The sequence below is a fragment of the Moorena sp. SIO3I8 genome (genome assembly GCF_010692325.1).
In the GTDB taxonomy this organism is placed as follows: Bacteria; Cyanobacteriota; Cyanobacteriia; order Cyanobacteriales; family Coleofasciculaceae; genus Moorena.
Window position 1 is genome coordinate 22,880 of the sequence record NZ_JAAHHW010000016.1, and the last position, 21,934, is coordinate 44,813.

A 21,934-nucleotide genomic window follows, 5' to 3' on the forward strand; every position below is an offset into this window, starting at 1 on the left:
AAGCTCCCGACTCCCGACTCCCGACTCCCGACTCCCGACTCCCGACTCCCGACTCCCGACTCCCGACTCCCGACTCCCCACTCCCGACTCCCGACTCCCGACCCCCGACTCCCTGCTCCCTACTCCCGACTCCCGACTCCCGACTAACGACACACGACTGCACCACCGACTCACCCCAAACCACNTGTCAGATTTTAATGACTAAATTGGCGGATTTTTCGGGAAATTTTAGTTGATTTCCCTATCCCCCTATCCCCCTATCCCCCTATCTCCAATAATCGTTAACTTATTAAAGTTTGAAACAGCCCTGCCTTATTAAGGGGGGTTAGGAGGGATCCCTTTTCTGACTTCCCGACTCCCGACTCCCGACTCCCGACTCCCATTAACCCTGCAACTGTCTACCTGACCGATTTGAGAAATGCTAGATCATACCGGTGGTCGGCACACTACTCCCAGACAAAACCCATGCCAATCATCTAGTCCAATGGCATGAGCTGCTTCTTGATTGACCTTTGTAGGTTTCTGCTGAACACTTAACTTTCTAAACTTGATATAAGCCAACAATTAACAGCCGACAACCAAAGAGAGGTCTTCTGTCTGATGGAGTTATACAAACCTGGGCTTGTCCCTGACGATCCCTTGACAAAAAGAAAACGGTTTAACCAAGCCTCCCTAGGTTTAGTCTCTACTCTAAGTTTTCCAGTAATTGTTAGTACTGCTGACGCCATGCTCAAGTCAGCAGAAGTTACCCTTGTGGGTTATGAAAAAACTGGTAGTGGTCACTGCACTGCCATTGTGCGGGGAGCGATCGCTGAGGTCAGAATTGCTGTCGAATCGGGTAAGGATTATGCTCAACGAGAGGGTGAGTTGCTGTCCTCGACCATCATTGCGCGACCACTTCCCAACCTGGAAGTGATATTTCCCATCGGTGTTCACCTACTCGATCAAGTTAACCAAAATCATCGTAGCCGGGTCAGTAATCATGCCCTAGGTCTTTTAGAGACGAGGGGATTGCCAGCAATGGTTGGGGCCTCGGATGCCATGCTCAAAGCTGCCAATGTACAGCTTACTGCCTACGAAACCATTGGGGCGGGTTTATGTACTGCCATTATTCGGGGTCGTGTGGCAGATGTAGCAGTTGCTTTACAAGTTGGAATGGCTGAAGCCCAGCGTATTGGTGAACTAACCGCTGTGACAGTGATTCCTAGACCTCTTGAAGATTTAGAGAAAAGCTTGCCAGTAGCGAGTTGCCTGATCGAGGAGCAACCACAACCGTTGAGAATACCAGTTAAGGTAAAGGAAGCAGAAAAAGAGCTAGTAGAACTACCAGATTTAAGAAACTTACCCATACGTACCAAAGATTCATAATAGCTACCATGGAAAAAAGTCCACCATGAACACCATGAAATTCCCTTTTCCCCATTTCCCACTCCCTACTCCTGACTTTCAAGACTGTCAAAGACTAAGATCTATATCCTCATAGGAGTAATATCATTGAAGCAAGCCACATTGCATCAGTTAAGGGTCTTTGAAGCAGTCGCTCGGCACCACAGCTTTACACGAGCTGCAGAAGAACTGTTTCTCACCCAACCCACTGTCTCTATGCAGGTGAAGCAGCTAACCAAAGTTGTTGGTATGCCTCTGTTTGACCAGGTAGGTAAGCGAATCTACCTGACCCAGGTTGGTGAGGCACTAGTTAAAACCTGCCGCGATATCTTTGAGAATTTAGACCAGTTTGAGATGAAAGTGGCAGATCTCAAAGGTTTAAAACAGGGGCGTCTGCGCTTAGCAGTGATTACAACTGCGAAATATTTTATTCCTCGTTTACTAGGTCCGTTTTGCCAGCGTTATCCAGGCATTGATATTTCTCTCCAAGTCACCAACCACGAATACATCCTTGGTCGTCTCAGTGAGAATCTAGATGACTTATACATTATGAGTCAGCTTCCGGAAAACCAGGAGACCTGCTATAAACCAGTGCAAGAAAACCCCCTGGTTGTGATCGCACGGGTCGATCATCCTCTAGCTCAGGAAAAAAATATCCCCCTTAAACGTCTAGCTCAAGAAACCTTTATTATGAGGGAGCCTGGTTCGGGAACACGCAAAGCTGTACAAAAACTGTTCGATCACCACCAGATTTCCCCAAAGGTGCGGCTGGATTTGGGGAGTAATGAGGCAATTAAGCAAGCGATCGCAGGGGGTTTAGGAATTTCTGTATTATCTCGTCATACCTTAGTTATGGAAGGGGTTAACTCTGAGCTGGTGGTTTTGGATGTAGAACACTTTCCGATCGAGCGTTACTGGTATGCTGTCTATCCGCGTAGCAAACAACTATCGATTGTTGCTGGTACTTTTCTAGATTATCTATTGACTTCAGAGCCACTGATTTGCCAAAAATAAGATTGGTCAATAGCTCAAGCAAACCAGCTGTATCCTCCTTTTGACGGAACAGCTGGCTATTGTGCTTTTGTGCAAAGCTACTATTGCTCAATTCGTTGACGCGCGATTTATTAAGATTTATTCAAATAATTTTGAGCTTGCTTGATAGCGATCGCACCAATATTGTAAGCTACCCAGCCTAGTGCTAGGAGTAAAGGCAATAAGACTATTAATAGACGTAAATCCATGGTTCTAGTATCCTCCCTATAATGCTTGAAGTATTTTTACCCTCCCACCCCTAGAAGAAGTGGGGTTATTGGTTGAACAAGTTGCCGTGACTCAGTAATCAAATAACTCTTACCAAGCTAGATGGGTAACCTCCCTCAGCTTGATATGCCTTGTACCGGACGGTACTTAGTTGTTTATATATATAGTCGCACCTAATGGGTCAATTTTTTTTAGTTAATTTTTCAGTAAGCTGATCACCCATTTGTTCAAGACGTTGCACGCTTCTTGGGAAAAACTTAATCAAAGTCAATCAAAGTTACCCACAGTTTACTAATTGGGAAGGAATCGGTAAAACGCGATGCAGCGCTGTTCTGATGGTGTTTTTCTCAATTATTGTCCACTGTTCCCTGATCGGAAGTTCCCTGTTCCGGGTTCCGGGCAACGGCAGCGAAGTATTATGTTAGACTAAACCCTAAATCTGTGCCTTTACCTGCATGAACTAGAGCCAACTTTTCATAGTGCCGTGCATGTTCAATCAGTTCAGCGGCTTGAGCCTCCGAAACATCCCGTAATTTTTTGGCAGGGACACCGACTACCAGGGACAGGGGAGGAACGTCTTTACTAACCACAGCTCCAGCGCCCACGATACTACCATGACCGACACGAACCCCATCGAGTACCACTGCTCCAATACCAATCAAGCTACCCTGTTCAATATATGCTGAATGAATGACAGCGCGATGACCAACAGTGACATGGTCTTCTAAAACTGTTGGCTTGCCGGGATCTCCGTGTAAAATTGCGCCATCTTGAATATTAGTGCGATCGCCAATCTCGATGCGCTCCACATCACCTCTGACTACAGCACCATACCAAATGCTAACTCCTGCAGCTACGGACACCTGACCCATAACTACAGCATTAGGGGCGACAAAGGCAGCAAGAGAAAGATCTGGGGGAGGCCAAAAAGATGTCAGTATTGGGGTTTGAGGTAAGGGATAATCCACAATTAATCACAATAGGGAGATAATGGTAATTAATACCTTAGGTTTTACATAGGTTTTACAGTGGGGTCACTGAGACCAACACCACTAAATACCCAGTTATAATGATGGAGCCATTAGGTAATAGCATATACCTCTAAGGCACTCCCTAGCATTTAATGATTGATTCTAGCTTGCAGTACCCGATATTCGGTTCAGAAATTAAATGTCCTCACTGCCGTCAGATAATTCCGGCATTGACGTTGACTGACACTTACTTGTGTCCACGTCATGGTGCGTTTGAAGCCAACCCAAAAACTGGGGAACTGATTCATTTACAATCTGGGCGTCACTGGCGTCTATGGCAAGATAAATGGTACCGACAGCACACTCATCCTGATGGAATTCGCTTTGAGATTCACGAAGCCCTAGACAAGCTATACACTGAAGGATATCGGGCAACACGGGTGATTATTGCCAGTCGTTATCGGGATTTAGTGAGTGCCTACCTAGAGCGCAGTACCCCCTGGCGAGGGAACTCAGAGTCAGGCAAACCCAGGTTGTATGGCTTGCCGGTAGAATTTAGCCCAGAACCTGAGGAAGAACCTTGTTGGGCAGTGATCAATTTTGATTTGGAAAAAGAACCTGGAGTACCTGTGCGCTACCCTTATTTCCGATTGTTTTAGTTATTGGTGATTGGTGATTAGTGATTGGTGATTGGTGATTGGTGATTTCACTACACCTGTTGTTGGTTAGAAAGGAAAAAGGGTAAAGGAAAAAGGCCAAAGGACAAAACCCATGCATCATGCTTCGATTCGCACAGCCAATATTCATCGCGCGATCGCATTTTATGAGAAGTTGGGATTCACGGTATCTGAACGCTTCACTACTGGCATGACTCTAGCGTGTTGGATGAAGGGACTGGGTGGACGCTTGGAACTAATCCAAATTCCTGAACCATTACCAGCACCGGATGCCTTTGGGGATGAGCATTATGTGGGGTATTACCACGTGTCTTTTGACCTAACTGATAGCGCTACTGATTTGCCCAGTTGGTTAGAGTCCTTGAAAGAAAGTTTTAAAGAGGCTTCTGAGCAGAACCCAGAGCAGTTTCAACCGTTGAAGGTTCTATTGGAACCTACCCAACAGATGATCGGTAATCGTGTTTATGAGGTAGCGTTTATCGCTGATACTGATGGTTTACCGTTGGAGTTTTTGTATCTCCTAAAAACCTAGACATAGCTAGACACCGGTTTTAGGGAGTCGGGAGCGGTGCGACCCGAAGGTGCGACCCAAGGGCGCGAGCAATCCCTCGCGCCCTTGGAGGCGCGCACCTTGAGCGAATTTAATTACGGGTCAAGCGCACCGAGGGAGTCGGAATGCCCTGAAAAAAAAATTACTGGTCTGTATAGCGGTTTTTCCCCTAATGAGGTAGACAGAATTTTTGCCCTGTTCCCTGTTCCCTGTTCCCTGTTCCCTGTTCCCTGTTCCCTGTTCCCTGTTCCCTGTTCCCTGTTCCCTGTTCCCTGTTCCCTGTTCCCTAAAACCAGAAACTCTGTATCTCACCAAATTGAAAACCGCTATATTGCTCACTTTTACCTTTTAGCTTTTACCTTGTGCCTTCTTTGCCGTCGTTCTGCTATATACTGGCGGCGACTTTGTATAGACACAACTTTCGCCTCACTACTCTCTCGTGCCACCCGAATCAACAACCCAGCGGAACACAAACTGGAAATCATCGAACTTCCCCCATAACTAAAGAATGGGAAGGGTAAACCAGTAGTGGGAAGAGCCCCAGAAGCAACACCAATATTTAACAGAGACTGTCCGACAATAAACAGCATTGCCCCAATCGCGATTAACTGATAGACTCGGTTTCTGGCCTTAATAGCTACAATCACCGCTAGGGTCATGTATGTCATCAACAATAACATTAGCGCTATACTACCAGCAAAGCCAAATTCCTCAGCAAAGACAGAAAAGATAAAATCAGTGTGTTGAATGGGTAAATAGAATAACTTTTGTTGGGATAACCCAAAGCCAGAGCCCCAAGTCCCACCCGAACCAATAGCCAGAAGACTTTGAACCAATTGGTATCCATCTCGCATCGGATCAGCCCAAGGATTTAGGAATGACATCACCCGACGCCGTTGGTAATCCTTGATGCTGATACTGAGTACTGCCAGCAGGACACCACCAAATGCTGTACCTCCCAAGTAAGAAAACGGTAACCCTGCTGCTAGAGCAACTAGCCACAAGGTCATCCCACAAAGTGCTGTTGTACTCAGATTAGGCTGTAACAAAATTCCCACCAACACCACCATAAAAATCCCCAGCCACGTGAAACGGGTCCGCCACCTAAGCCGGTCCCACTGCCCAAATACCCGAGCTGCTTGTAACACTAGAAACGGCTTCATTAACTCTGAAGGTTGCAGGGGAACCGAACCGAAAGATAACCAGCGAGTTGCCCCATTAACCGTTGTTCCCACACCAGGAATTAACGTCAATAAGAGCAGCACCAAGAGCACCAAGACCAACCAATGGCTGATTTTTAGCAAATAACGCAACGGTGATCGCACCAATAGGTTAAATCCCACTAAACCCAAGACTACCCACATCAGCTGTCGCTTGACGTAGTATGTTCCATCCCCTAACTCGACATCTGCGATCGCATAAGAAGCTGAGAACAGAATTACTATTCCGATCAACAGCCATAGAAACGTTAACCACTTCAGTAACCGAGCAGTTACTGCCCAGTCTGTAGTGGAGGGATTAAATAATAGAATCAGGTTACGTAGAGCCACGTTTCATCAGGTTGGTTAAAGGTTATGTGGTTGAACGCGATCCCGTGGCCAAACGCGCCCCGCGTGGCCAATAGGCCAAGGCCAAGGTTATGTGGTTGAAGGTTATGTGGTTGAAGGTTATGTGGTTGAAGGTTATGTGGTTGAAGGTTATGTGGTTGAAGGTTATGTGGTTGAAGGTTATGTGGTTGAAGGTTATGTGGTTGAAGGTTATGTGGTTGAAAGTTATGTGGTTGAAGGTTATGTGGTTGAACGCGATGGACGAAGTCCCGCTTTCAGCGATCGCGTGGCCTTTTGGCCAAGGTTATTTGGTTATGTAGTTGTTGGCCCTCTCTTGCTTCTGTTTCCATCCCCCCATTTTGAACCAAAAATCACAAAGGGGTCCTAGTAGACCCCCTGAAATTTTTTTTTTGATAAACAGCTATTATCGAAAAATCCTTACAAACCGGTGTTTGTACCTTGCTTACCAGTTGCCAGCTTAACTTTAATAATTTTGCCACCCATTTTCTGGATGCGCTGCTGCTCACGGAACCAGTTGTCGTAGGAAACGAGCTTGGTAAAAAAAGTATTCTGTAACTCCCGTTGTGTCCTAATTCTGCTTTGGCTTGGCACACAAGCAGTTATTTCAAACGTCCGCATGAGCTTATTTCTCCTAGTAAAATTCAAGAAAATTTTAATTCTGGTTTGATTCCAAGATGGCTAAAAAACTGCCTATCGCCTAAAGCGAGGGAATAAATTGGTTAATCAAATATCTCAAGTATTCCAAAGTCTGGGAGTTAATTGTCAATACTAGACTGTCAAAACTCCTCTGCTTGACTTACGTGAGCCAGATTCGCCTTTAACAAGCTAGCACTCACAATCAACTTCCCAGACCTTAATTACACAGACAACTACAGGCTGGCGAATTCCATCAACACTAGCTAACTTAGCTTAAGCCAGAGCAGATGTAGTCAAAGTATACACCCATTTCCTTACCAGCATCAGGACCAACTAAGCTAGCGGTAACTTCCTTCATGCCTTGGATGGAATTGGTGGTATTGCCAATGGGAACACCAAGGGAGTTGTAGGTTTCCTTCAAGCCATTGAGTACGCGCTCATCAAGGATAGATGGGTCACCGGCCAACATCGCATAGGTAGCATAACGCAAGAAGTAATCCATGTCACGGATACAAGCTGCGTAGCGGCGAGTGGTGTACATATTGCCACCAGGACGAGTGCTGTCGGAATACAACAGGGTTTTAGCAACTGCTTCCTTAACGATGGTAGCAGCATTAGCACTAATGGCAGTTGCTGCACGTACCCGCAGCTCACCAGTTTGGAAATAGCCCTTGAGCTTTTCCATAGCGGAGTCGTCTAGATATTTACCTTGGACGTCCGCAGAGTTGATAACAGCAGTAATTGCGTCTTGCATGATTCTATTTCCTTATTTAAGTCAAGTTGTGATTATCGGTTCTACAGACAGACTTGCCTCAGAACACTAGGCCAAGGGGTATTTATTGCCCTACAACAATCCACCAATCACATAGTCGAAGTAAGAGCCAGCTTCAGCAGCATCGTCTCCAGACATCATGCCAGTAGCGATACCCTTCATGCAACGGACGCTTTCGGCAACAGCATCAATGGAGGTACCTAAAGACTTGTACATTTCCTTAGCACCTACTAGACCAATTTCTTCAATTGGTGTGGTATCACCAGCCACAATACCGTAGGTAATCAAGCGTAGGTAGTAATCCATGTCCCGCAGGCAAGTAGCGGTCATTTCCGGACCGTAGGCGTTACCACCAGGAGAGACAACATCTGGACGCTTTTGGAATAGTTGGTCTCCAGCTTGCTTAACAATTGTCTCACGGGAGCCTGTTAAGGTTTGAGCGATACGTAAGCGCTGCTCACCAGAAGTAACAAAGCTTTTGATACCGTCTAATTCACTAGGGCTCAGATAGCGAGCCTCAGCATCTGCATTCACGATGGATTTCGTGACAATACTCATAGATGGATTCCTCCAGAAAAAAATATCACCAGGTTTGTGTAAACCGGCATTTCCAAAAATGAACGCTCTCTAACTAACCTTGCGGTGTAATTAGAGCTTCTGTCCCATTGCAGTTACTCGCAATGTGCCGGGTAAATCGCCGTTCTCGATACGCCGTCAGCACAGAGCGCCGACGCACGTCCCAGCAAAACTTGGTTTGGCTAACCCTGCCTAAATTAAAGGCCTAAATCAAAGCCTAAATCAAAGCAGGTTAATCATAAACCTAGCTTCCGGGAATATTTTGCTACAGATTGTTGACATTTTTCCCAGCTTCGCAACACATCGTAACATTTTCCCTAATCAAGTATGAAGTATTAAGTATTAAGTATGAAGGGTGAGTTACAGGTTAGTGGCCTTAGTTAAGGGAGTAGGGAGTAGGGAGTAGGGAGTAGGGAGTAGGGGTTGCGAAAATTGACTGTACCTCAGTGATGGCAAAGTAATTTTAGTTTGGGGTTGCTATTCCGGCTTGATCAGGTTTGGGGGTTGAAAGTTGAACCTTTAAGGCTAGTCCAACCTACGGACAGCCTTTAAACCTCCAAACCTCCAAACCTTTAATTTTAAACCTTCAACCTTCAACCTTCAACCTTCAACCTTTAATTTTAAACCTTCAACCTTCAACCTTCAACCTTCAACCTTCAACCTCCCAACCTTGGCCAATAGGCCACGCGATCGCGTTCAACTTCCAACCTTCATAATTCAGACTTTTTGCTAACTAACCCGCTGATAGGGGACTAAGTCTTCACCAAAGAAGCGGGAGTATTCTGAACTATCAACCATAGCGGTTACTGCAGCTTCTAGACCCTGTCCCGCCAACAGCTGCTGGTAGGTTTGAACCTCACCGTGAGTGTTAGGGGTACGTCCGAGTAAGTGCCGGAACAATAACTCAACTACTTTCGCAGGGGGATAAGCCTGGTAAAACCGCTGACTATAGGTGTTACTACTCGCCAAGGCTTTAACAAACTGCCGCACGGAAATTTCCCCATTGCGCAGTTGACTGTCTAGATGCTGTTGCCGGTATTTTGGTGGTACTGGTTCACCGAATAAATCCAGGACCTGGTCATAAATGGAATCAATCACCACTGCGCTTTCGACCTGAGAAATGTTTGGGGTGATGCGGAAAATCCGTGTTGGCTTAGCAGATTTAGGATTCAAGGTTGGTTGGTTCCGATTAGAGGAACGACCTACCTTGGCCAGCTCGGAGGGGTTGGTAGCCATCTCCCACTTTTGGGCAGCCATATCTGCGATCGCTTTTCCGGTCAGAGGTAGCTTAGACGAATCCATGCGAGGCTCGACTGGATCAAAGCTTGGTACCACCACATCACTATTCTGCTTGGTCTGCTGATTATACAGCTTCTCGGTGTTCGGGAAATTAGCAGCTGGTAAGGTGGGGAAGCGGCGGTAAGGGACAGTATCTTCTCCAAATGCCTGAGCATATTCCATGCCATTGACCATTGCGCCAATAAAGCTCCGAATCCCTTCAGAGGCTAGAATTGCGTTGTAGGTCTGGATTTCCTTTTGAGTTAAGGGGGCACGTCCTAGGAAGTGCTTGGTACCCAGCTCAATCACCTTGGTGTTGGGGTAGGGGGTGTAGAACTCTTTGATGTAGAGATCAGAACAACCTAAGGCTTCAATAAACTCCTTGAGATTAATTTCGCCATTACTCAGTCGGCTTTCCAGGGAGGTGAATGCTGCTCTGATCACATAGGGTTCAAGATCCCGCTCAAATATCTGCCGATAAGCTGCTCCAATTAGGACTTTCAAGGCTGGCTTATCATTAAGGTCAATCAGCTTAAAGATCTTGGTTTGTTCACGCTGTACACTGACCCCCTGATTAATCCGGAATTCAACTTCCGGTTCGGTGAGCATGTCTTTGCCCATACCCAGCTCAACAAAGCGAGGTACTTTCTCCTCACCCATGATTGCCATTGCTGATGTCACGCTACCAGACACTCCGGTGCGCATTTTTAAACCAGCTGCCGTCACATAGCGCTCATAGGGAACCGTATCTTCCCCAAATGCCTCAGAGTACTCTTTTGTGTTGACAATTGCCTCTACTACACCGTAGAAACCTTTTTTATAGGCAACATCATAGTAACTGTTCATCTCGGAGCGCCCATAGCTAGGACGACCGAGCAAACGTCGGTGGATATATTCTATTGCCTTGACGACATACAATGGTGTCCAGTAACGTTTGCGGAAACCATCAGACTTCGCCAGCATTAGGATAAACTCGCGGACGGTAATTTCACCGTTTTCCAGCCGAGCTTCTGCTGAAGTCAGCCGTTCACCTTCATAGGGCATAAAGCCAAACACTTGAAGGTAACAGGCACGAATTACCCTTTGAGTAGAGCTTTCGGCAAATTTGATACTCTTGTCTTGTGTACTAGGGATCTGGTCAAGGCGGATCACCTTAGAGCCAAGGGAACCGGGGGACATACCCCTTGCCCCTGGATTACTATTTTGGTTATTGATCCCTGGGCCTTGGTGGATCAGCAGGCGTTTAGTATCTTTGCCAAAGAGAGCGGGGGTGGTAGTAGGATTCCGGGTTTCTTTCGGGAAAATTGCCCCAAACTGAATTTCCAAGGAGTCATTACCAGAACCATAGACATGTTGGTCAGGTAGGGGTTGCTCGTATTTGGCAAAGGTATTGAGAAACTGGGCATCCTTACGGAAGGGAGCACTATAGCGCAATAAATCTTGCTGCATCCCCCAGTTGCGGCATTCTTGAGCCTCTTGACCATAACCCCTCAGATAGGGAACCGTTTCTTCGGCAAAGTAATCCGAGTATTCCTCAGAATCCACCAGGGCATCTACTAGAGCGGGTAGACCACCATCGGAAACAATGGAGAAGTAGCTTTGCACTTCTTCCCTTGAAGATGGACCCCTACCTAGGAAATGGCGGAAAGCCAGTTCTAAGGCCCGACTATTGATAAAAGGTTCAAAGAATTGCTTCCGGTATAGTTCAGATTTGCCCAAACGGCGAACAAACTCCTTCATGGAAATGTTCCCGTTTTTCACTAGAGATTCTAGATAAGAAATCGACAAACCGTAGGCGCGGGTAATGTCACGCTCAAATATTTGCCGGTAGGCAGCTTTAACTACCTCAGTTTTTTCTGAGGATGACAGACCGGGCTTCATCACAAACTTAGGACGCCGCTCGGCTGCATTAAAGTAACTTTGGGGCAATTGCAGCCCTTGTTGGTCTATCGAAGGGCGTTGCCGCAGTTTATCGGAGGGTGTAGCAGCTTTAAATTCGTTCAGGGTAATGTCAAAGTACTGGGCAACAATCTCCTGTGCCGACTGATCACCTTTGAAATAATCTAGTGAAGCCGCCCGCATTCCCTGGATTGCCACGATTGTGGCATCAGCTGAACAAGCATTTTCAATGACTTCCCGCAAACCTCGAACATTAACCACTAGGATGTTGGGATCACCAGCAACAATGGCGTAAGTGATATAGCGCAACGTCCAAGATAGGTCCCGCAAGGACTTTTGCATATTCCTCGGGCCATAGCGGTTGATGTCGATGGGACGGAAACTCGCTGGGGTTGGTCCAGTCGGAGAACTAAACAGAGCGCGGAAGCCCGAAAATAATCCACCTCCACTCTCGACAAAGGTACTAGTTCCCAAGGTTTTGGTGTCGGGAACCCCTGCAGCCCCAGCCCCTACTAGGGCAGGTTCTTCCTTAGGCTTTTCCAGGAAAGCCATTGGGGAACCACCCACAAAAATCCGGTTAGCCGCCTTGGATACGATTAGGTCTGAGTTTTTGGTGATCAGATCAGCAATTGCTAAACGCTTTTCTCCAGAACGGAAGTAATCCAGTAGCTCGTTGATCTCTCCATTTCCTAAGAAGCGGTCTTGCTGTTCTGCTTGGATAATGGTTGCAGATGGGACAGTTTGATAGAGTTGCACAGGGGCAACTGAGCTTCCACCACTTGCCTTGACACTCATTGGTTTGTTAAAGCTCCTAAATTTTTATGCTGTCATTGCGGACTTATGCCGCAGTTAATAAACACGTTTTAGACACCCATTTGGTGGGTAGGCATTTGATGTTAGTCCTATCCAATCTCACGAAGAAAGACGGGAGTAGAACAAGCCCCACGTCTAATGACCGGGGAGGAAAAACGACACGAGCGGTTTTAACCGTCGTCAAACCACCCTTTTCAGGGTGAGGGATTAAAAAATCCCTCAAAACTCCCATTTCTGGGGTTAAGTTTGCCTCGCCAATGTTATCGATCGGTACTCTCCAGATGGCACTGTCTTACCCCTCGTACAACTGTTTAACCATCCGGTTCTAGAGCTTGAGACTGGCACGCATCCCAAGGTAGGAACTTTAACTCTTATCGATAACGTAGTCCTCGTAAGACTTAGGCTGGTCAGCTATCTAAATAAAGAGGCTCGTTCGTGTAAGCGTGTGCTTCGCACAAAGCCCCGTCTTTTCAGAGCGGGGTGCTGACTGCTAAACTCGACTAGCTTTTAGATTAAAACTTTTCTGATCTCTACGGTTTATTTATTAAGAATTGTATAGAATTTAGGGGATCCAGTTCAGGATTGATGGCCATTGATCCCAGTAAACCCTCGAAATTATACTTTATTTTCGTAAAAAATTTCTCCGAATAATTAACTTTTGTAAAGTTTTGTGATGAAAACCTCTCAAGAAACCGCTGCTGCCGTTGAGCGCCTCTACGATACCTACCCTTTTCCCCCAGAACCCTTACTCGATGAGCCACCTCCTGGATACAACTGGCGCTGGAATTGGCGAGCTGCTTATAGTTTTTGTACTGGGCAAACACCCCAAAGAGAGGAGATTCGGATTCTAGATGCTGGTTGTGGAACAGGGGTAGGCACAGAGTATCTGGTTCACCTCAATCCCCAAGCCTCAGTAGTGGGGATTGATATTAGTGCTGGGGCCTTGAAGGTAGCCCAGGAACGCTGTCGCCGCTCAGGTGCTGATCGGGTCGAGTTTCATCACTTGAGCTTGTATGATGTTGACCAAATCGAGGGTCAGTTCGATCTAATTAACTGTGTAGGAGTGTTACATCACTTGCCAGACCCGATCCGTGGGATTCAATCGATAGCTAAGAAACTAGCACCGGGAGGCTTATTTCATATCTTTGTCTATGCTGAATTAGGACGCTGGGAAATCCAGTTGATGCAGCAAGCGATCGCACTTTTGCAGGGTCAAAACCAGGGAGACTACCAGGATGGGGTCAAGGTAGGTCGTCAATTATTTGAAGCATTACCAGAAAAGAACCGAATTGTCAAGCGAGACCGGGAACGCTGGGCTTTGGAAAACCATCAGGATGAATGCTTCGCGGATATGTACGTTCATCCCCAAGAGATTGACTATAACATTGAAACCCTATTTGAACTAATCGATGCTGCTGGCTTAGAGTTTCTTGGGTTTTCCAATCCCCGCTACTGGCAGAAAGAGCGCTTATTTGGCAAGAATCCAGAGTTAATGGCACGCTCAGAAGGTCTGAGTGAACGGGAGCTATATCGGTTAATTGAATTATTAGATCCCGAACTGACTCATTATGAGTTTTTCCTGACCCGTCCTCCCTTAGAGCGGGTAGATTGGTCAGAAGATAACGACATGTTAGCAGCAATTCCAGAACGGCACCCTTGTATGACTGGTTGGCCAAGTAAGTCCCTATTTGACTATGATTACCAGCTGGTTAAGCTATCAGACGAAGAATTTAAGTTTCTCGAAGCCTGTGACCAGAATGGTAACTCAGCCGACAACTCATCCCAATCCCAAACTGTAGCAGAAATTATCAAGCATGTTAACTTCGATTTAGATGGAGTGCGATCGCTACTTCAACGCCAGTTGATTATGCTCAACATTGATAATTGATAATTCAAGCAGTCAGCTATCAGCAGTCAGCAGTCAGCGGTCAGCGGTCAGCGGTCAGCGGTCAGCGGTCAGCGGTCAGCGGTCAGCGGTCAGCCTTGGCCAAAGGCCACCCTAAGCGAACAGCTTTGTGGCACAGGCTTCAAGCCTGTGACTTCACTCAGATTAAACCAATGCTTACCTGTTTTATTCAAAAGCTGATAGCTGATAACTGATAGCTGATACCTCTATCCCGATTCCCGATTCCCGATTCCCGATTCCCAATTCCCGATTCCCGATTCCCGATTCCCGATTCCCGATTCCCTGTTCAACACTTCTGCCATTAGCCATTACCCGATGACAAATGACAAATGTTTGCCCAAGGTTTCAGTAGTTGTACCAATCTACAACGGTGAAGCAGATTTACCAGACTTAGTCCGTTGTTTACAGGCACAGACCTATCCCACTGACCAAGTAGAGTATCTGTTAGTGGATAATAATAGCCGCGATCGCACAGCCTCACTCATCGAAACTGCTGTTACTGAGGGAGCATCTGAGGGCATAACCTTCCACTACATCCTAGAAGACCAGATTCAAAGCTCCTATGCCGCCCGTAACAAAGGAATTCGAGCTGCTAAGGGGGAAATAATTGCTTTTACTGATGCAGACTGTCGTCCCCAACCCCATTGGTTAGCAGACCTGGTCTCACCCTTTGCTAAGGTTAGTATTGGTATTGTTGCTGGTCAAATCATCGGGTTGCCCGGTAAAACCTGGCTAGAAAAACACGCTGAGTACCATAATGTTCTATCTCAGGAACATACCTTAAACCATTCCTATTGTCCCTACGGTCAAACCGCTAACCTAGCAATCCGACGGCAAGCATTAGAGGAAGTGGGATTGTTCCGTCCTTACCTGACCACTGGTGGTGATGCTGATATCTGCTGGCGTATTCAAAAGCAAAGCAAGTGGCAATTACACCTTGCCCCAACTGCCATAGTTGAGCACCGACACCGTTCCACCTTTCGGGAGTATCACAGTCAATGGCATCGCTATGGTCGCTCTAACCGTTACTTACATCAGCTCCATGGTGTGCCCTTGATGCGGGATATTCCACCAAGGGAATATCTGTATCGGATCAGTCGTTGGTTGCTGAAAGAACTACCGCGCAATAGTATTAAGGCGATCGCAGGCAAAACCGATCCGATTGAGTTAATCAGCACACCGATTGGTCTATTTGGAACTTGGGCAAGGGCAAAGGGACAACAGGAAGCCCGGCTGCCAGACAAAGCCGATCAGATAGAGTGGTTTTCCCATGGAAGCTGATAGCTGCATCCCGATTCTCGATTCCCGATTCCCGATTCCCGATTCCCGATTCCCGATTCCCGATTAATCACAAATCACTTATTAGGTTCATGTAGGGTGGGCAGTGCACCAGACAGATAATGAAGCTTGCAAAGCCCGTTGGTAGGCACTGCCCACCCTACGATTAATGACAATGGTGCAAGATCTCAGTCTAAATTGCGCTACACTAAGGCTAGTAGGGGTTAAGGAATTATCATGTCAGCAAAACTCTTATTGGTAGACGACGAACCAGGAGTAAGGGAAGCAGTCAAAGAGTATTTGGCAGAATTTGGTTTTACCGTAGATGTTGCCAGCAATGCTAATGATGCTTGGCAGATGTTACAGCAGAGCACACCCGAACTAGTAATTTCTGACATCATGATGCCTAAAGTGGATGGGTATCAATTCCTACAGCAGCTTCGAGATGACCCCCGTTTTAAAGCACTGCCAGTGGTGTTTCTGACCGCCCGTGGCATGACCTCAGATCGAATTCAGGGTTATCAGGCCGGTTGTGATGCGTACCTACCGAAGCCCTTTGATCCAGATGAATTAGTCGCTATTGTTCAAAACCTCTTGGAGCGTCGCGCTGCTAACTCGGAAGATAGTGTAGGGAGTACAGAGCTTGAAAAGATAGCCAAGCAAGTGGCTGAAATTCGCGCAATGTTAGACCAAAAGAATGGAATTGTCCAAACTCCACCACCCTTGCGCATTGATTTTACAGCTAGAGAGCAGAGTGTTTTAGATTTGGTTGCCCAAGGGCTAATGAATAAAGAAATTGCCAGACGTTTAGAGACTAGTGTTCGTAATGTTGAAAAATACGTTAGTCGTTTGTTTAGCAAAACGGGAACCAATAGTCGTACCGAGTTAGTTCGCTATGCTTTGGAACATGGTTTAACGAAATAGAGGATAAAGCATTTATAGCAATTCTCATAATCATGAGGTACAAAGTTCTGGCTTTTAGGGAGCAGGGAGCAGGGAGCAGGGAAGAGGGAAGTCGGAAGTCGGAAGTGGAGAAACAATGTGTACCTAACAGTTATGCAAACCGCCGTAAGCAACGCCATTAGCAATGCCGAAAATTTAGATGTACCTGACTAGACTAGGAAACGCTATCCTATCCGTCAGGTTTTGTAAATTTATGTTACAAAAAACCGCTCCCTGCATAAAAAGTACCAATCACTCAGAGTAATAATTAAACCCACAAATATTTAGCCAATATCGCAGGAAACGATGGTTAATAGGATTTATGCCTTGCTAGTGGGGATCGATCACTACCCACCGGATTCAGTTCTTAAAGTGGATCCATTACAAGGCTCTGCTAACGACATTACAGCAATATAAGAGTATCTTAACGAACGCGATGAGTTATTGCATAAACTAACCTACTGAAGTTGGTTGACAAAATTTAGGTGCAGCGATCGCAATTTTGATGTGATATTTCCCAGAGTAACTGGATAACACTCGGTAGCTAAACTTGGACTGTAATTAATTGGATATATAACCTATGGACAGAACTGCTAAAATTGCCTATATTCTTGAAAAGCGCCAACCTTTGGCTAATAGAATTGAAGAGGTCGGAGTAAATTTAAACTCTCTTTATTCTAAACTTAGCTACCTCGACAATTATCGCCAACAGCTACTGGAAAAGGTTGATGAACCAAGCATAAATGGACGCTTGAAGGAAATCGATTTTTCCAAGATTCAGCAGGATATTGTATCTGAGTTACAAGCACTGGCTAAACTCAAAACTCGTTTCTCGCGAGATACTCTTAACATCGGTGTGATTGGACGAGCAAGACAGGGTAAGAGTCGTTTATTACAAAGTTTAACTGGATTGACCGCAGCAGAAATTCCTGATGGCAGCGGTCAACACTGCACCGGGGTTCGCAGCAAGATTCACCATAACCCAAATGTTGAAACATATGGTGAGGTCTTGTTCTATACAGACCGTACTTTTATGGATGAGGTTATTGCTCCTTACTATGAGCAGTTAAAATTGGGAACTAAACCAATTGATATCGATGATTTTGCCAGAAAAGACTTGCCTTCGCTACCGAAGGACCTTCAGGGTGCAGAGGTTAATGCCAAATATGAACATCTACGCCAATATCATGAGAATGTAGATAAATATCGTCTCCTGTTGCAAGCCCCTTCCCCACGCCAGATCAAGAAAGAAGAGATTCGAGAATATGTAGCCCAAGACAACCTCCAAGGGGAGCGTATTTATTTCAACTATCTGGCAGTTCGAGAGGTCAGAATTATTTGCAACTTTCCCAAGGATGATCTTGGAAAGATTGCTTTAGTTGATATGCCGGGATTAGGAGATACAGGAATTGGTGATGAAAAGAGGATGGTAAAAACCATTGGTGAGGATATTGATGCGGTGCTATTTGTCCGGATGCCAAAGAGTACAGGGGACTTTTGGGGGGACGTTGATGTGCAACTGTACGACACAGCCTATAGAGCTTTGAATGATCTGCCCCTCCCACTATGGTCTTTTATGGTTCTCAACAAACTGAGTGATGAGAGTAACTTACAACTCTGCCAACAACTGAAAACCGACATTACCAACAAACACATCAATGTTGCAGACTGTGTCATAGCTAACTGCGCTGAAGCTCAAGAGGCTAACGATCAGGTTTTAGATCCCATTCTTAACTACTTAGCTAAAACAATTACTGACCTAGATCAGCAATATGCCTCTGCTTGTCAGGATCGAATCAAGCAAATCCAAACATCAGTGGTGGCTGAGTTAGATAAAGCCCGTCAAGCATTAGGACAAGGAAAAATTTCAGGAGAGATGGTTGAATTCATCCCATTGTTTAATGGGCTTTGGGACGATTTGACCAGCGGTCTTGAAAAACTCCTTAAACAACTTAGTAACCAAATTAATGAGCAAGACCGAGACTTTAAACAATCTGTAGAAGAAGCTATCCAAAATTGCTATAACGATACCAAAATTCCCTCATCTTTGGAAGAAATTGAAAGAAGGCGTGATAGTAAAGGGGGTTACCCAAGTGCCTATAGCGATTACCTCAATGAAATTCGCGCTCACCTATCACAACATTTTCTATCTCTAGATACTGGTTTAAAAAAATCTTTGGATAGGGTAAAATATCTAGTAGTAGAGGTATTAATTGGAAAGGCACATTTAGGAGGAATCACAGAAGCACAAGGGTCTGATTTTCTTGGAGAGCTCGCTAACCTACTGCCTGATCAAATTTTAGACGGGCAACCCAGTAGACTAAAATTTGGATTCCAAATGCTCTCTGAATTTCAGCTTTCTTATCGAGGTACTATCCAACACCGAATTCGCCAGTGTCTTAATGGATTAACTCCTGATAGGACTGATCTGCATCTGTCTGGGAAGTCTCCCAATGCAGAGCAAATCAAGAGCAATCTCGAATCACTTCATGCAGCAGCTGTTTTTCAATGCGAAACAGCCTTAGAAGATTTTCTTTGTGAACCTTCCCAAGCTGCTTTTGCCATAGTAGAAGAATTTCTTGACCGTGTACTCCGTGCTGAAGCAGTCAAGGATGAATGGCAAATTTTTCTTTACCAGGAACGCGCTTCTATCTGGCCTAAGGAATTTGAGTTATTGGGTGAACGCTCGAGGGTACGCCAAGAGTGGCTAGAGGCAGTAGAACAGGCAACAAACCTAAATCAGCAAGAGTTGATGTCATTATTCAAGTAACACAACAAGGAGAATCAAATGCCCAAAGAACTTAAAGTCACAATGCTAGGACATAGAGGTGTAGGCAAGACAAGTGTTTTAACTGCCATGTATGAGCAGTTCTCTGATACGTTTAAGGAAGCCGATTTGCAACTGACTCCCGATCCTGAAAGTTCCGCACTTCTCCAACAGCGTTTAGGAGAGCTAAAAGGTCTGCTGGATGATTTTGAAGCGACGGGAGGATTGGAAGGAGATCAGAATCCCCAATCTTTTAAGTTTGGTCTAGGGAAGATTGGTGACAAACCATCTTTACAACTGACTTTTCAAGATTTTCCCGGTGGCTACCTGGATGATAAGGATGGGGAATTTGTCAAAAAGATAATGCATGAATGTGTTGCAGTTCTGATTGCTATTGACGCTCCTGCACTCATGGAAGCCAACGGCAAATGGCATCATTTGATGAACAGACCCAAGCAGATTTGCGATATTTTTAGCAGAAGCTATGGAGATTTAAAAGAACCTAGGCTCGTTATCCTTGTTCCTGTTCGTTGTGAAAAATATTTGCAAAATGAAGAAGATGCCACAAAGTTACTACACTGCATCAAAGATAAATATGCTGAATTATTGAGGTTATTCAAGAGCGAAAATTTGCTGACTAAGATTGCGTGCGTAATTACACCTATTCAAACTGTAGGAACTGTGATATTCAATAATATTAGAGTAGTGAATCAAAGACCGCGTTTTTACTTTCGCAAAATTAGTCATGATGCTGGATATAGTCCCAAAGATAGCGATCAGCCGTTACGGTATCTTTTGAGTTTCCTACTCAAACTTCATTACGATACGAAATGGGGCTGGTTTAATCCTATTCGTCATTGGCTAGGTTGGGATAAATTTCTTTTAAAAGCTGCGAAAAAGTCTGCTGATAAATGTAAATCAGCTCATGGTTTTGCTATTATACAAGGTAAAGATAAATTTTATATTAATAAATAGGAGTTAGCCATGAAACTTTATGTTCAAAGTGCTGGTTTGTCTCAAGATCAGGATTACTTTTGGCAAGAAATTACAAAGCATGAACAAAAGCCAATAGATGAACCAGATTTGGTTAAAAAATATAAACTATTGCTTGAAACCCAAGCGTATTCGATTTTTATAGGGCGTGAGAGTGGTAACTTAATTTTGCTTGTCACAGGCATGAAAGCAAGCAAACGCAAAGATTATCGAGGTCGCACTATACGCAACTCTATAGCGTTGATTGCTCAAGATAATGAACAGAATGAGCAACAAATACGAGGAATCGCTGTGCTTGCATTAGAGGGAAAATTACAAAATGACATTGACAGTGCTATTAAGGAAGGAGGGGAATACGGATTTGAAGTTTCTTATGAACAAATCGAGCATGCCATCAAAGCATCGCTTCAAACCAAGAACTCCACTGGAACGAAGCATCTGATGATAGGGAAAAACTCAGACGATAATAGAAAAATTATTGCTGATGAACTTAAAGAATACCGTCTACCTCAGAAAAGCAATGCTTCGGATTCAGAAGCATTAGTAGTTGTCACTGGAATTAAGAAACAAGACGATATCAAAAAAGCAGGAGTTTGGCGGGGATTATCGAATCTTGGAGATAACGAAGACCTTTCTCCCTATGAGCCACCGAATTCAGATCAAAATTTTTTTCCAAGCTTTAACGAAACTACAAAATCAAATCAGCAATTGGGAATTAGATTGATAATCTCCCTTGGCGTGATTGGGCTAATTGCTCTATGGTTTTTGGGGTTTTTTGGGCATCCTCCTATAGGACAAAAGCCAACCACTGTTGTTTTAGCTGATATTAGCCGAGGTGGTGAGTATTTTGTAACTGCTGATCCTCATGGTAAAGTGCTAGTGCAGGATACCCAAGACAAAACTAATAATACCATTAAAAATAAGGCTGCGGTCAAATCAGTTGCCCTTAGCTCTGATGGAAGTTATGTCGTTACTGGCGATGAGACTGGAAAGGTGCAATTGTGGGATGTAACTAACAAAAAAAACATTGAGCTAAGACGTAATGCCAATTTAAAACATGAAAAAGCAGTTTTGTCACTGGCGATCAATTCTAATTCTTCTAGGGATAAAGTAAAAATAGTTAGTGGTGGTGCTGATGGGCAAGTGCTGTTGTGGAACGTAAATGTTAATGTTAACCAAGGTAAGGGCGAAGCTAACATCGAACGTTATATTCCATGATTAAGTAATCAGGTTGGGTCCCACCGTCACAAATGGGCAAGATGCCCATTCCACAGGTGCGACCCAAGGGCGGAACGGGCAAGATGCCCATTCCACAGGTGCGACCCAAGGGCGGAACGGGCAAGATGCCCATTCCACAGGTGCGACCCAAGGGCGGAACGGGCAAGATGCCCATTCCACAAAACTTTTAAAATCATTCCATTATTAGGCAACGCCCATTACTAAGGCCGAAACATAAATGTCGATATTGTGAATTGATGTCTATGCCAGGTCAGGCCATATGGGCAGGTCGTGCATACCAAAATATCTAGGGGTCGTATGGGGTAAAAATCCTAGGTACGGTATGACACCAGAGGTGCCCCAGATAATACTCGGTATCGACTCTAACTCTATTAAATCATGTTCCCTTAGGCTAAAGAGCAAGCTAGATCACACTTTAGTCAG

At 45.2% G+C, this 21,934-nt stretch carries 22 protein-coding genes and 1 pseudogene; 13 read left to right on the forward strand and 10 right to left on the reverse strand.

Features of this window, described 5'->3' with window-relative positions:
• Positions 1–600 precede the first annotated feature (600 nt).
• Both F6K51_RS08535 and F6K51_RS08540 read left to right on the forward strand, forming a co-directional pair.
• Complete coding sequence (locus tag F6K51_RS08535) at positions 601–1,368, forward strand: BMC domain-containing protein (RefSeq protein ID WP_075896843.1); 768 nt, start codon at positions 601–603, stop codon at positions 1,366–1,368.
• A gap of 126 nt (positions 1,369–1,494) precedes the next feature.
• Positions 1,495–2,400, forward strand: coding sequence for a LysR family transcriptional regulator (locus F6K51_RS08540; RefSeq protein ID WP_293019554.1), 906 nt, complete (start codon positions 1,495–1,497; stop codon positions 2,398–2,400).
• Positions 2,401–2,510: 110 nt separating this feature from the next.
• On the opposite strand, the gene F6K51_RS08545 is transcribed toward F6K51_RS08540, so the two are convergent.
• Together F6K51_RS08545 and F6K51_RS08550 are read right to left on the reverse strand one after the other, a co-directional pair.
• Positions 2,511–2,627 (reverse strand): photosystem II protein Y, encoded by a 117-nt coding sequence (locus tag F6K51_RS08545; protein WP_293019555.1) that lies wholly within the window; start codon positions 2,625–2,627, stop codon positions 2,511–2,513.
• 435 nt (positions 2,628–3,062) lie between these two features.
• Positions 3,063–3,614 carry a gamma carbonic anhydrase family protein gene (locus F6K51_RS08550; protein ID WP_293019556.1) on the reverse strand — a complete coding sequence of 184 codons (552 nt, stop codon included), beginning with the start codon at positions 3,612–3,614 and terminating at the stop codon, positions 3,063–3,065.
• 155 nt (positions 3,615–3,769) lie between these two features.
• Here F6K51_RS08550 and F6K51_RS08555 point away from each other — a divergent pair, with 155 nt between their 5' ends.
• The 3 genes from F6K51_RS08555 (at position 3,770) to F6K51_RS08565 (ending at position 5,196) form a co-directional block, all read left to right on the forward strand.
• Entirely contained in the window at positions 3,770–4,276 is a 507-nt protein-coding gene (locus tag F6K51_RS08555; RefSeq protein ID WP_071106008.1) for a TIGR02652 family protein, read from the forward strand.
• Between the two features lie 112 nt (positions 4,277–4,388).
• Positions 4,389–4,826 carry a VOC family protein gene (locus tag F6K51_RS08560; RefSeq protein WP_293019560.1) on the forward strand — a complete coding sequence of 146 codons (438 nt, stop codon included), beginning with the start codon at positions 4,389–4,391 and terminating at the stop codon, positions 4,824–4,826.
• A 208-nt stretch (positions 4,827–5,034) separates the two neighbouring features.
• A complete protein-coding gene (locus tag F6K51_RS08565) occupies positions 5,035–5,196 on the forward strand; it encodes a hypothetical protein (protein ID WP_293019562.1) in 162 nt (53 codons plus the stop codon).
• Here F6K51_RS08565 and F6K51_RS08570 read toward each other — a convergent pair.
• The 7 genes and pseudogenes from F6K51_RS08570 to F6K51_RS08595 form a co-directional block, all read right to left on the reverse strand.
• Positions 5,186–6,394 (reverse strand): FtsW/RodA/SpoVE family cell cycle protein, encoded by a 1,209-nt coding sequence (locus F6K51_RS08570; protein WP_293019564.1) that lies wholly within the window; start codon positions 6,392–6,394, stop codon positions 5,186–5,188. The two genes, F6K51_RS08565 and F6K51_RS08570, sit on opposite strands and share 11 nt — an antisense overlap.
• A 22-nt stretch (positions 6,395–6,416) precedes the next feature.
• The gene (locus tag F6K51_RS38345) at positions 6,417–6,674 is read right to left on the reverse strand and encodes a pentapeptide repeat-containing protein (protein WP_365939927.1); all 258 of its coding nucleotides are present in this window, start codon (positions 6,672–6,674) and stop codon (positions 6,417–6,419) included.
• Positions 6,675–6,829: 155 nt separating this feature from the next.
• On the reverse strand, positions 6,830–7,030 hold the full coding sequence (locus F6K51_RS08580; protein ID WP_008180106.1) for a phycobilisome linker polypeptide: 201 nt from the start codon (positions 7,028–7,030) through the stop codon (positions 6,830–6,832).
• A gap of 286 nt (positions 7,031–7,316) precedes the next feature.
• A complete protein-coding gene (gene apcB, locus F6K51_RS08585; protein ID WP_070394727.1) occupies positions 7,317–7,802 on the reverse strand; it encodes an allophycocyanin subunit beta in 486 nt (161 codons plus the stop codon).
• Positions 7,803–7,892: 90 nt separating this feature from the next.
• Positions 7,893–8,378, reverse strand: a complete 486-nt coding sequence (locus tag F6K51_RS08590) for an allophycocyanin subunit alpha (RefSeq protein ID WP_008180111.1) — start codon at positions 8,376–8,378, stop codon at positions 7,893–7,895.
• 747 nt (positions 8,379–9,125) lie between these two features.
• The gene (locus F6K51_RS38350) at positions 9,126–9,698 is read right to left on the reverse strand and encodes a phycobilisome rod-core linker polypeptide (protein ID WP_365939928.1); all 573 of its coding nucleotides are present in this window, start codon (positions 9,696–9,698) and stop codon (positions 9,126–9,128) included.
• A gap of 9 nt (positions 9,699–9,707) precedes the next feature.
• Positions 9,708–12,368 (reverse strand): annotated as a pseudogene (locus F6K51_RS08595) (phycobilisome rod-core linker polypeptide); the annotation flags it as partial.
• Between the two features lie 691 nt (positions 12,369–13,059).
• On the opposite strand from F6K51_RS08595, the gene F6K51_RS08600 reads away from it, so the two are divergent.
• The 8 genes from F6K51_RS08600 (at position 13,060) to F6K51_RS08635 (ending at position 21,490) form a co-directional block, all read left to right on the forward strand.
• The gene (locus F6K51_RS08600) at positions 13,060–14,274 is read left to right on the forward strand and encodes a class I SAM-dependent methyltransferase (RefSeq protein WP_293019571.1); all 1,215 of its coding nucleotides are present in this window, start codon (positions 13,060–13,062) and stop codon (positions 14,272–14,274) included.
• Positions 14,271–14,486 carry a hypothetical protein gene (locus F6K51_RS08605; protein ID WP_293019573.1) on the forward strand — a complete coding sequence of 72 codons (216 nt, stop codon included), beginning with the start codon at positions 14,271–14,273 and terminating at the stop codon, positions 14,484–14,486. Before F6K51_RS08600 ends, F6K51_RS08605 begins: the two co-directional genes overlap by 4 nt.
• A 121-nt stretch (positions 14,487–14,607) precedes the next feature.
• Complete coding sequence (locus F6K51_RS08610; protein WP_293019575.1) at positions 14,608–15,573, forward strand: glycosyltransferase; 966 nt, start codon at positions 14,608–14,610, stop codon at positions 15,571–15,573.
• A gap of 234 nt (positions 15,574–15,807) precedes the next feature.
• Entirely contained in the window at positions 15,808–16,494 is a 687-nt protein-coding gene (locus F6K51_RS08615; protein WP_293019577.1) for a response regulator transcription factor, read from the forward strand.
• Between the two features lie 32 nt (positions 16,495–16,526).
• Complete coding sequence (locus F6K51_RS08620) at positions 16,527–16,655, forward strand: hypothetical protein (protein ID WP_293019579.1); 129 nt, start codon at positions 16,527–16,529, stop codon at positions 16,653–16,655.
• A gap of 437 nt (positions 16,656–17,092) precedes the next feature.
• Positions 17,093–19,282 (forward strand): hypothetical protein, encoded by a 2,190-nt coding sequence (locus tag F6K51_RS08625; RefSeq protein WP_293019581.1) that lies wholly within the window; start codon positions 17,093–17,095, stop codon positions 19,280–19,282.
• 18 nt (positions 19,283–19,300) lie between these two features.
• Positions 19,301–20,254: a hypothetical protein gene (locus F6K51_RS08630; protein ID WP_293019583.1), complete on the forward strand. Its 954-nt coding sequence runs from the start codon at positions 19,301–19,303 to the stop codon at positions 20,252–20,254.
• Positions 20,255–20,263: 9 nt separating this feature from the next.
• Positions 20,264–21,490: a hypothetical protein gene (locus tag F6K51_RS08635; protein ID WP_293019586.1), complete on the forward strand. Its 1,227-nt coding sequence runs from the start codon at positions 20,264–20,266 to the stop codon at positions 21,488–21,490.
• On the opposite strand, the gene F6K51_RS08640 is transcribed toward F6K51_RS08635, so the two are convergent.
• Positions 21,491–21,670 carry a hypothetical protein gene (locus tag F6K51_RS08640; RefSeq protein ID WP_293019588.1) on the reverse strand — a complete coding sequence of 60 codons (180 nt, stop codon included), beginning with the start codon at positions 21,668–21,670 and terminating at the stop codon, positions 21,491–21,493. It lies immediately after the preceding gene.
• Between the last annotated feature and the right edge of the window lie 264 nt (positions 21,671–21,934).